This is a genomic window from Tsukamurella pseudospumae, from assembly GCF_001575195.1.
Classification (GTDB): Bacteria; Actinomycetota; Actinomycetes; order Mycobacteriales; family Mycobacteriaceae; genus Tsukamurella; species Tsukamurella pseudospumae.
The window spans coordinates 26,752-37,066 of record NZ_LSRF01000005.1 but is presented as its reverse complement, the minus strand read 5'-3'; the positions used below and the strand labels follow the sequence as shown (position 1 = coordinate 37,066).

General features: G+C 66.7%; 9 protein-coding genes. 5 read left to right on the top strand and 4 right to left on the bottom strand.

Annotated elements, in window-relative coordinates:
• A partial coding sequence (locus tag AXK60_RS05375; protein ID WP_068982496.1) for an IS1380 family transposase occupies positions 1 to 1,240 on the top strand: 1,240 nt, incomplete at its 5' end.
• 228 nt (positions 1,241 to 1,468) lie between these two features.
• Here AXK60_RS05375 and AXK60_RS05370 read toward each other — a convergent pair.
• Positions 1,469 to 2,143, bottom strand: coding sequence for a dienelactone hydrolase family protein (locus tag AXK60_RS05370; RefSeq protein WP_217491758.1), 675 nt, complete (start codon positions 2,141 to 2,143; stop codon positions 1,469 to 1,471).
• A gap of 252 nt (positions 2,144 to 2,395) precedes the next feature.
• On the opposite strand from AXK60_RS05370, the gene AXK60_RS25430 reads away from it, so the two are divergent.
• From AXK60_RS25430 to AXK60_RS05355, 3 genes are all read left to right on the top strand, one after another.
• Positions 2,396 to 3,283, top strand: a complete 888-nt coding sequence (locus AXK60_RS25430) for a helix-turn-helix domain-containing protein (protein WP_068746208.1) — start codon at positions 2,396 to 2,398, stop codon at positions 3,281 to 3,283.
• Positions 3,284 to 3,479: 196 nt separating this feature from the next.
• Entirely contained in the window at positions 3,480 to 4,520 is a 1,041-nt protein-coding gene (locus AXK60_RS05360; protein WP_068570077.1) for an alcohol dehydrogenase catalytic domain-containing protein, read from the top strand.
• A gap of 74 nt (positions 4,521 to 4,594) precedes the next feature.
• The gene (locus AXK60_RS05355) at positions 4,595 to 5,575 is read left to right on the top strand and encodes an alpha/beta hydrolase (protein ID WP_068570076.1); all 981 of its coding nucleotides are present in this window, start codon (positions 4,595 to 4,597) and stop codon (positions 5,573 to 5,575) included.
• 217 nt (positions 5,576 to 5,792) lie between these two features.
• Here the strand turns inward: AXK60_RS05355 and AXK60_RS05350 are convergent, their stop codons facing one another.
• Positions 5,793 to 6,074 carry a YciI family protein gene (locus AXK60_RS05350; protein WP_068570075.1) on the bottom strand — a complete coding sequence of 94 codons (282 nt, stop codon included), beginning with the start codon at positions 6,072 to 6,074 and terminating at the stop codon, positions 5,793 to 5,795.
• 71 nt (positions 6,075 to 6,145) lie between these two features.
• On the opposite strand from AXK60_RS05350, the gene AXK60_RS05345 reads away from it, so the two are divergent.
• The gene (locus tag AXK60_RS05345) at positions 6,146 to 6,982 is read left to right on the top strand and encodes a LysR family transcriptional regulator (protein WP_082777830.1); all 837 of its coding nucleotides are present in this window, start codon (positions 6,146 to 6,148) and stop codon (positions 6,980 to 6,982) included.
• Positions 6,983 to 7,380: 398 nt separating this feature from the next.
• Here AXK60_RS05345 and AXK60_RS05340 read toward each other — a convergent pair whose 3' ends face one another.
• Both AXK60_RS05340 and AXK60_RS05335 read right to left on the bottom strand, forming a co-directional pair.
• Positions 7,381 to 9,159 carry a hypothetical protein gene (locus AXK60_RS05340; protein ID WP_068570073.1) on the bottom strand — a complete coding sequence of 593 codons (1,779 nt, stop codon included), beginning with the start codon at positions 9,157 to 9,159 and terminating at the stop codon, positions 7,381 to 7,383.
• Positions 9,156 to 10,250: a hypothetical protein gene (locus AXK60_RS05335; RefSeq protein ID WP_139057765.1), complete on the bottom strand. Its 1,095-nt coding sequence runs from the start codon at positions 10,248 to 10,250 to the stop codon at positions 9,156 to 9,158. The genes AXK60_RS05340 and AXK60_RS05335 overlap by 4 nt, the downstream gene beginning before the upstream one ends.
• Positions 10,251 to 10,315 lie beyond the last annotated feature (65 nt).

Here is a 10,315-nt window from a genome sequence, read left to right as displayed (position 1 = left end):
TGATCCGGGGAAGACGGTGCTTGATCTGGCGGTGTCGATCGCGGCGGGTGGGGACTGCCTGGCTGATGTGGATCAGCTCCGCAACCAACCGCAGGTGATGGGGCAGGTGGCCTCGGATCCGACGGTCTCTCGGCTGATCACCGCGCTCGCCGACGACGTCGACGTGGCGTTGGCGGCGATCGCAGGAGCGTCCGCGCAGGCCCGGGCCCGGGCGTGGGAACTCGCCGGCGAGGACAGCCCCGATCATGCGATCTGCGCGGAGAATCCACTGGCGGTCGACCTCGACGCCTCCCTCGTGGCAGCGCATTCGGAGAAGGAGCAAGCGGCGCCGAACTTCAAGCGTGGTTTCGGGTTTCACCCTCTGCTGGCGTTCGTTGATCACGGCCAGGACGGGACCGGGGAACCGGTGGCGGTTCTGCTGCGGCCGGGGAACGCCGGCTCGAACACCGCCGCCGACCACATCACCGTCGTCCAACAGGCGCTCGCCCAGCTGCCCGATGCGGTGACCGGCGCCGGTCGGTACCGGGTCGGCCGCAAAGTCCTGATCCGTGCCGATGGTGGTGGCGGCACCCACGAGTTCCTCGACTATCTGGCACGCCGGCACCTGGCCTACTCCATCGGCTTCAGTCTCACGGACAAGCTCGCAGCCGCCGTCGACCTCGTTCCGGACGACGGGTGGATCCCCGCGATCGACAACGACAGCGGTGAACTCCTCGACGGGGCCTGGATCGCCGAGCTCACACACATGGTCGACCTGACCACGTGGCCTGCGGGGATGCGGCTGATCGTCCGCGCCGAACGCCCCCACCCCGGAGCGCAACTGACGTTCACCGACCGCGACGGCCTGCGGCTGACCGCGTTCGTCACCAACAGCCGCGGCCCGGTCGAACGCCTCGAGCTGCGGCACCGGCGTCGCGCCCGCTGCGAGGACCGCATCCGCAATCTCAAGGACACCGGCCTGCGGAACCTCCCGCTGCACCAGTTCGCGAAGAACCAGATCTGGACCGCGATCGCCGCACTGGCTGCCGACCTCATCGCCTGGACCCAAATGCTCGCCCTGACCAGCCATGATGCCCGCCGGTGGGAACCCAAACGTCTACGTCACCGACTCTTCTGCATCGCCGGATCCCTCGCCCGGCACGCCCGCCGAACCCGCCTACACCTCGCCGCGACAGCCCCCGACACCCGCCTGCTGATCGCCGGCCTACAGCGCCTGAACCGGATGCGAGCACCCACATGACCGACACAACGTCCCTGACCATCCGATCACGAAACACCCAACGGGGCAGTGGAACCCGACGCCACCCGACGCAACACCGGGGCGATCACCTCCGCCCACAGGCCGGAAACCGGCCCGAAACCACCAATCCGAAACCGATCAGGAGGAGGTCGACCACCTCATGAAAGATCGAGGCTAGTGTCTGCGCTCCGCGCTCATACCGCTCGGACGCACCGCGACGCTGAGCGATCATGCGCTTGCTCGTACATGGCTGTGTCGCTCGAGGAAGCTCATCGTGCGCGTCCATGCGTCCTCGCACGCGTCGCGCCACTGCTCGTACTTGCTGTCGAAGAACGAGTGCGGCGCACCGTCGTAGGTGTGTTCTTCGAAGTCGACGCCCGCCGCATCGAGTGCGGCGGTGAGGTCTGCGAACTGTTCCGTGGTGGTCGCGACATCTTCGCCTGCGAGAAGCAGGAGCATCGGTAGCCGGATCTCGTCGACGACTGCTCTCGCCGGCCCGGGAAGGCCGTAGAATCCGACGACGCCCGACAGTGCGAGATCGCTCGCCGCGAGACGCCACGCCTGTCCGCCCCCGAAGCAGAAGCCCACGACAAACGTGGGTCCGGGCTCCTCGCTGTCAAGGTGATCGATGGCGGCGGCGACGTCGTCCGCGACGTCGTCCTGGTTCACCTGCTCGAAATGCGGCTTCCACACGAAGTCACTACCGCGGGTGCCAGGGCCAGCCGTGCGACCGTAGTAGTCGATCACGATGGCCGCGTGCCCTACCTGGGCGAACCGCTCGGCCAGGGCGGCGTAGTAGGGATGGGTCCCACGAATGTCTGGCAGAATGACGATGTTCGCACCAGTTCGTTCGACGGGAATCGCTTCCAGCGCCGAGAAGTACACGCCTCCCGCGGTCGTCAAGACGATCTCGCCCCTGCGAGCGACGTCGCTGGGATTCTCCAACTTTGGTGGGCGACTGTCAGTTTCATGGCACATGCGAGGGCTACCTTTCGTCTTGGGTGTATCGAGGTGTACGAGTGCGGCGACCCGCTCATTGCCCAGGTTCTTCGCACATCACTGAGCGTCGCTGTTCGGTATGCGCGCCACCAGGCCCTCATAGCCTGGGTACCGCAGTGCCTGGCTAAGCCGATCACATCGACCTACTGTCGAGCAGTGAGCAGAACAGAACTGGGCGAGTTTCTTGCGGCCCGCCGCGCCGAGCTCAGCCCGGCTGACGTAGGGCTGCCAGTAGAGCCGCGCCGGCGAGTCAAGGGACTCAGGCGCGAGGAAGTGGCTACCCGAGCCGGCCTGAGCATCGAGTACTACATGCGTCTCGAACAAGGTAAGGCCCGGAACCCGTCGCCCGAGGTTCTGCACGCTATCGCTCGCGCGCTGAAGCTGACTGACCCGCAGACCCGATACATTCTTGGGCTGACATCCAATACTCGATTCCCGCCCCCTGGGCGCTCGGTCCGCCCTGAGTTGCAAGCCCTGCTCGATTCGATGCCCGACATCGTCGGCGTCATCTACAACCACCGAATGGACATCCTCGCCTGGAACAGCCTATTCAGCGCTCTGTGCTTCGACGTCGCCACTGTTCCCGAACGCGACCGCAACATCGCAAGGTTCGATTTCCTGTTCCCCGAGAGTCGCCAGCGGCTTCTCCATTGGGAGGATGTCTGTCGCGCAACAGCTGGACAACTTCGACTCGCAGCGGCCCAGCATCCCAACGACCAAGAGCTCGCTCACCTCATCGGCGAGCTGATGCTCGCGAGCACGAACTTCCAGACACACTGGAACTCGGGCGATGTCGATCTGCGCACCCATGGTTCGAAGTCCTTCAGGCATCCGACAGTCGGCGAGGTCACCCTGTCCTTCGACACCTTCGAGCTTCCTTGCGGCCAGGTCGACGATGTGCGCCAGATCGGGCAGCGCCTTCTGACTCTCTACCCGACAACCGAGGAAGCGCGTAATGCGCTCAGGCTCATCACAATCTGGGAGCAACCGCAAACTGAGCAGACACCGCGCGGCGCTATCGACGAGACAAACAGCTCACAGTGACAATCACTCGTACTAGGCAGCCTAGCGAGCTGGTTCGGGGCGTCACCCACGAAGTCCGGGCGCGTGTGCGCTGACATCGATTGTCGCTGGGCGACAACCCCCGCCACACAGTTCGTCCGCCGGGGCCGATGTGCTGCCGGTCACAGCGTCCTACCGTTCCAGGTGACAGCTCCCGACCACAGCGAGGAACGACACCGTGCGCGCAGTCAAGCTCACCGGCCCCGGCACTCTCGGACTGGAGGAAGTCGCCACGCCCGAACCCGGACCGGGGCAGGTCCGCGTCCGGGTGGCCGGGGCGGGCCTGTGCCACTCGGACCTCCACGTCCTGCACCTGGGCGATGCCTGGCCGGTGTTCGGCGGCACCGTCGGGCATGAGGGCGGAGGGTGGATCGATGCGCTGGGCGACGATGTCACCGGCCTTACGGAGGGCGATGCCGTTGTCGTCAGCGTGATCTGGAGTTGCGGCTCCTGCCGCGCCTGCATCGAGGGGCGCGACAACGCGTGCACGGTCGCCGGGACGCGGACCGGCCTGCCGCTCACCCCCGGTCTCGGGCCCGACGGTTCCATGGCCGAGTACATCATCGTGCCCGCGCGGCATGCGGTGCCGATCGGCGCACTGGACCCCGCGACCGCCGCTCCGTTGACCGATGCGGGGGTCACCCCGATGCACGCCATCAACACCGTGCTCGATCGGCTGACGCCGGCGGCGACCGTCGTGGTCATCGGCCTCGGGGGACTCGGCCACGTCGCCCTGCAGATCCTGGCCGCGGTCAGCGCGGCGCGCGTCATCGCGCTCGACACCGATCCCGCCAAACGGGCCTCCGCCGCCGAGCACGGCGCCGACCTGGTCCTCGACAGCAACGAGCATGCGGTCGAGCGGATCCTCACCGAGACCGACGGTGTGGACGCCGACGTGGTGCTCGATCTCGTGGGTGTACAGCCCACCGTCGACCTCGCCCGACGGGTCGTCGCCGCCGAGGGCGCGATCCGGCTGATCGGACTGGGCGGCGGCTCGCTGCCCGTGAACGCCGGCGTGGAAGGCGAATCCCTGCCCTGGGGCGTCAACGTGCAGCGCTCGTACGGCGGCACCCGACAGGACCTCGTCGATGTCATCGCCCTGGCACAGCGCGGGCGGATCTCCATCGAGACGGTGACCTACTCCCTGGAGCAGTTCCAGCAGGCCTTCGACGATCTCGAGGCCGGGCGAGTGGCGGGGCGGGCGATCCTGGTCCCGTGAGCGACGGGGCTTGTGCCCGGTACCGACCCGTGTTTGAGTGTGCGCACACCGCACTCGGCTGAGGGAGAGCTCCGATGAAGGCCCGCTGGATCCTGATCCCCGTGCTCGGCGTGAGCGCCACCGTCGCCGCGCGGATGCGCCGACTCCGCGGTGTGGCTCCCGAACTCAGCAATCCCGCCGCGGCGCTGCTGCCGTCGATGGGGCCGATCCCGCTGCGGGTCGCGCGTTTGCTGCCGGCGCCCCCTGTCGCGCTCGGCGCGGAAGGCGGCGTCGACGTCCGCCGCGAGGACGTCCCCGGCGGGCAGGACGTCTACGTGTACACGCCGGCGGTGCCGAACGGCGCTGCCCTGCTGTGGATCCACGGGGGCGGCACCATCATCGGCTCTCCCGAAATCGACCACCGCAGGTGCATCCGGATCGCGCGGGACACGGGCGCGGTCGTCGTGAGCGCGCGGTACCGGCTGGCGCCCGAGCATCCGTTCCCCGCGGGGCACGACGACTGCTACGCCGCGCTGCGGTGGCTGCATCGCGTGGCCCCGGAACGCGGTATCGACCCGGCGCGGATCGGCGTCGGGGGCGCCAGCGCCGGCGGCGGACTCACCGCCGGCGTCGTGCAGCGCGCCGTCGACGAGGCCCTGCCCGTGGCCTTCCAGCTCCTGGTCTATCCGATGCTCGACGATCGCACCACGACGCGCCCCGCCGATCACCGCGGCGCACTGGTGTGGACCCGACGCTCCAATGCCTTCGCCTGGGACGCCTACCTCGGCGCCGGGCACGCGGAACGCGAAGTCCCCGCCTACGCCGCGCCCGCCCGCCGGGCCGACCTCTCCGGGCTGCCGCCCGCGTGGATCGGCGTCGGCGAGCTCGATCTGTTCCATGACGAGGACGTCGACTACGCCCGGCGACTGGAAGCCGCGCGCGTGCCGGTGGAGCTCCTCGTCGAGCCCGGGATGTACCACGCTGCCGATCTCGCCGCCGCCCGCGCCGCGTCGATGCGTGCCTTCCTCCGGTCCGCGATCAGTTCCACCGAGAGTCATCTCGCTGCGCGGGACTGACACCCCGCAGCGCCTCCAGCGCACGATGCTCGGAAAGTGGGGCACCAGCTGAACGACGGTCGTGCAGATCTCCTGCGCCAGCACGTCGGGCGAAGGAACGCTCCACACCCCACGACCGATCCGCGCGCGGCAATACCGCAGGACGACGGGCCGAACAGCCGCGAGCACGCGGGCGATCGCCGCCCGGTCGCCACGGACCGCCTCATGCGCGACCTGCTCAGACGTGTGCCCAGTTCTCGGGACTGACCCGCGACGGCACGAACTCGAGAACCTGGTGCTTCGCGAGCCCCTGCAGCGCGAACGGATCGGATGCCACTGCCTCGAGCGCCTTCTCCGCGGAACACTCGGCGATGATGACTCCGCCGGTGCGCGGCGTACGCGGACCCGATGCCACGAAGTCGCCCGCATCGTAGTGACGACCGAGCCATTCGCGATGGTCGTCCAACGCCGCCTCGATCCGGTCCAGGGGCACGAGGTACTCGAGAATGACAATCACCATGGTGCGATCCAATCGCGGCGGCGAACCGCTGGGAAGTCCCGGATCACCTAGCCGGGCATAGGCTGGGGCCTATGGCAAGCGCTCGCCTGGACCAGATCTCCGTACTGCACCTTCGCTACTACCTCGCGGTCGTTGAAGAAGGCACGATACGGGCAGCGGCCGCTCGGATCGGGATCAGCCAGCCGAGCCTGAGCCAACAGCTCAGTCGCCTCGAGAAGCATGTGGGCACATCACTGCTCCGGCGCTCACACACCGGTGTGATCCCCACCCCGGCGGGCCTCGAACTCGCCGACATCGCCGACGAGACGATCCGTGCCCTCGGGCGGCTCGGTACACCACGGCCCCACATACAGCTGGGCGTGCCACGGGGTACCCGATCCACGGTCCTCACGACGCTGCTCAGCAAGTTCGGCGCGGACGTCGAATTCGTCCAACTGGATACGGCGAAGTCGTTCGCCGCGCTCCGCCACGGTGACGTGCATGCCGCGGCGGTGCGCGGCCCCGTGGCCGATCACGGAGACGACGACGCGGGACTGCGCGTCAGCCTCCTCGACGAGGTCCCACTCGGCGTGCTCGTCGGGTCGAACAGTCCCTTGGCGAGTCGGACTGCCGTGACCGCGCGCGATCTCGCCGGCCATCGACTGTGCTGGTTCGACGAACGTCGCGCCCCGCTCTACGCCGAGAGCATCGAACGATGGTGCGGCCGGCACGGCTGGCAGCCGGCGCTCGTGGTCATGGATCCCGGCGGTGCCGGCCTGCACGACGACGCCCTCCGCCGGCACCCCGACCTGGTCGCGCTACGGCCCGCGGACGAGATGCACGGAGAAGGCGTGAGCTGGCTTCCCCTCGCCGATCCTCCCACCGAGCAGATCTACCTCATCGAGGCCTCCGCGCGGCGGCGCTCGTAGCGCACAGCTCCTCGGAGACGAAAAACCCAAGGTCACAAGCTCTTTCGAGTTCGTGACCCCGGGTGCTGCAGTTCGTAGAACTGCACATTGTGAGCGGTTCTCGAATGCAGGTGAATCGCACATTCCGAGATGGAATTCCAACGATTAAGTGCCGAAATTCCAACGATTACTTCGCCGCCGGACTCCGACCTGGAGTACCTATAGCGGGAGCTGTGGGGCATCTTGGGGGCCGCGAGTTCGAACCGCGGTCGCGGTGGTGCGGTTGGCCCTTCGCGCGGGAGCGGGCGAGCCGGCTCCTTGCCTTCTGGTGGGGGGCAGATTTCCCACGATTACTTTGTCTACGGTCATACGACGAGTGGCCGGCCCAACTTAGTTGGGCCGGCCACTCAGGTAACTATCTACGTGCGCGGTGGTGTTCTGGTCGGTGGGTATCCGAGGTCTGCCTGGAGTTGTCGCATCCGGCGGTTGATGGACTCGCCGCGCGGCCGTCTCTCAGCGTGGCTTCGCTGCGCCGAGAGGTTGGCCACTACGACTGCGAGTGCGAGTGTGATCGCGATCATCGGTTGTCGTCGCGGCCCCGACGTCAGGTCTGAGAGTCCGGTTACCGATCTCGACTTGAGGATGCTGAACCTTTGCTCGGTGAGCGCTCGAGCGGCCTCGAAGTAGACCATGTGTTCCCACGAACCTGGTGTTAGCCCGAACTGGGCCATCCTGAGCTGATCCGGAGACAGCCCGACGGTTATTGCTGGGCTGTCGCAGCACGAGTACTGGTCCGCTGTCCACGTTGGTTCGAGCGTGGGAACATCTCCGTGGATATCCATCGACTCCGGTCGGAGCGGACAACGAACGCGGCCGAACGCCGCCGGGCAAACGAGCTGCGTCTTGACGAGCTCGGGCGCTTTCGGGCGAATGTCGGACGGCTGGCCCCGCTGCATCACACCGTGAACTGGCCGCGAGTTCCTTCCCATGAGAAGCGGAAGAGTCCGTTGCAGGCGGCGGTCGTGGTCTGCGAATCCGGGCGGCTTCGACGCCAACATCTCTCGCCCTGGCGGCACCGTGACCTTCTCTGAAATGTCGGTTATCGCAGGGCAGTAAAAGTCCCCTGCGACCATGATTGGCCCGGGTTTCCGGCCGCCTTCAGTGGCGGGCAGGCTGTCATGAATCATGATCCAGTGCTTTGGGTACCGCCCCACGTATGCGTACTGTTCGCGCACCATCGAGTCGGCGAAGCCTCGCTTGGAGTTGTATCCCATGTCGACGGTGAGATAGGGCCAGCGCGTTCGGGTGCCGTCCTTGCGCGCAGTCAGTCCGTTCGCCTTCGCATGTGCCAGCGCCCGGAGGACCGCGCCAGCGTCCCCGGATGTCGGGGGGTGTACGTCGATGCCGATGATGACGGGAGCTACGCCGTGCATACGGTTGGGTTCACCGATCCGCGTGAGCGCTGTGAGGCCAATACCTACTCCGCTCTTCGTGAGAGCAGCCTTCTGACCGTCGGTGCGGACCTTGTTACTGCGGTCACGCCCATACGGCTTGGCGAAAGGGGTGGCACCACGCCGCTTATCGCTCGCGACGCCCAGGCCTGTCATGTTCGTGGCGAGGTCGAAGATCGACTCGTCCACGACGAGATCGCCTGCGCATCCCTCGGGTGCGCGGTCCAGGACTGAGCCAGCCACCAGGCTGTTGGCCACCTTCGAGAGCAGCTCGGCCGCGTGGTGCGATGCCTGTTTCTGTTCGCGACTCCGCCTACGGACGATCTGCTGATGCTCTTCGTTGGTGATGCGCCGTGCTGGCAAGTCCGGGTCGGGGTCGATCGGCGCCAGCCTCCTGGCGAGGAATGCATGGAGCCGGGCGTACTCGGCACGCGAACTGGTCCGAACAGGATCGAGATCCTGCCCGTCCATGCCGACTTCAGCCAGCTGCTTCGGGGTGAAGTCACTGATCAATTGGAGAATGCCGGCAACCGTGGGAGGACGTTTGAGCATCACGCATAGCAGTGCCGATACCAACACCGCTCGAATCGTGTACCGGACCCCAGCAGCTCGTCGACCTCCGGGCCCAACCGACTGCTGATGGATCTCATCGATCAGCCGGTCAGCGCCGGATCGATCGATCACTCCGACCGCCTCGGCGAACAGCGACTCCGACACCGTGAGCGTAGGACGGAAGGTGCTGATCACGCTGGCACCCCCCGCCCATCGAGAGCGACCAACGTGGCGCGGACACCGTAGATCGGAAACGACGGCCGGTGGTCCTTGATCGATGCGAACGTGCTCACGTCGGCGAGTTGGACCATGAGGCACGCTGGGACCGTCTTCGCGAGGTCGTGTATCCATCGCTCCCGTGCAGCGAGCAAGTCGATCGACGTGTGCCCGTGCCTGCGAAGGTACTCGTTGAGACGATTGCCGAAGTTGCGGTCCGTGGGACCGATGCCGGGAGTCATCATGCTTGCGTCACCCACCTCTTTGGCACGCTGCAAGATTCGTTCCGAACGCGCGACGTCAACCACAGGTACATGGCGCACTCCGCCCGCACGGTTGGGAAGGGTCACCACAGCATGCTCACGGCCGAAGTAGGTCGTCGACGAAATCGACGTGCCCCGAACTCGCGACAGCTCACCCTGACGAACCCCCGCACCAAGGGCCAGATCCAGGCTCACGTACGCGCGCCGCTGTTGTTCGCCCGACAGGGATGCGGCGGTGCGATACCAGTCCGCGATCAACGTGTCGCTCGCCGGTGCCGCAGTACGGCGTTTCGGCTTCTTGCTCGCCGCCCTTGACAACGGGTACTCACGGGGATGGACCAGCCGGCCGACTGCGTAGTAGAGATACTGGTTCTGCCGGGCGCCCCGCTCGCGTCCCGTTGCGATCAGGTGATTGATATATCCGTCCACCACTGACCGACGGAACACTGACTGGACGTCGATCGGCAGAGGCGGCTCGACATACCCAGCGATGAACCTGATGACGTGCTGGACATGCGACATATCGTTCGCCTCAGTCCCCTCCTTGAGCCGACACACCAGGGCAGCGCCAATCCTCGCTGCCGACTCCCGGAGATCCGGGTTCCCCACCGTGCTCGTCGCCTTCGACAGCCGCTCGAACCTCTCCTCCTGTCCGGCGGGCACCCATCCCCGCGGGTCTCCGGTGAATCGACCGATGGTGCGCGGTCCGACTACCGAATCGGGCAGGTCGTCCGGCTCCGGTGCAATACCGGGCAGCGCCAGCTGCGCGCGGTGCGCCTTGTAGCGAACCATCAGGGCATCACCCACCCGACACACCGCGCGCAGCGCTTGACAGCCGTACCTGGGTACGTTGAAATAGACATGGTCCTCCT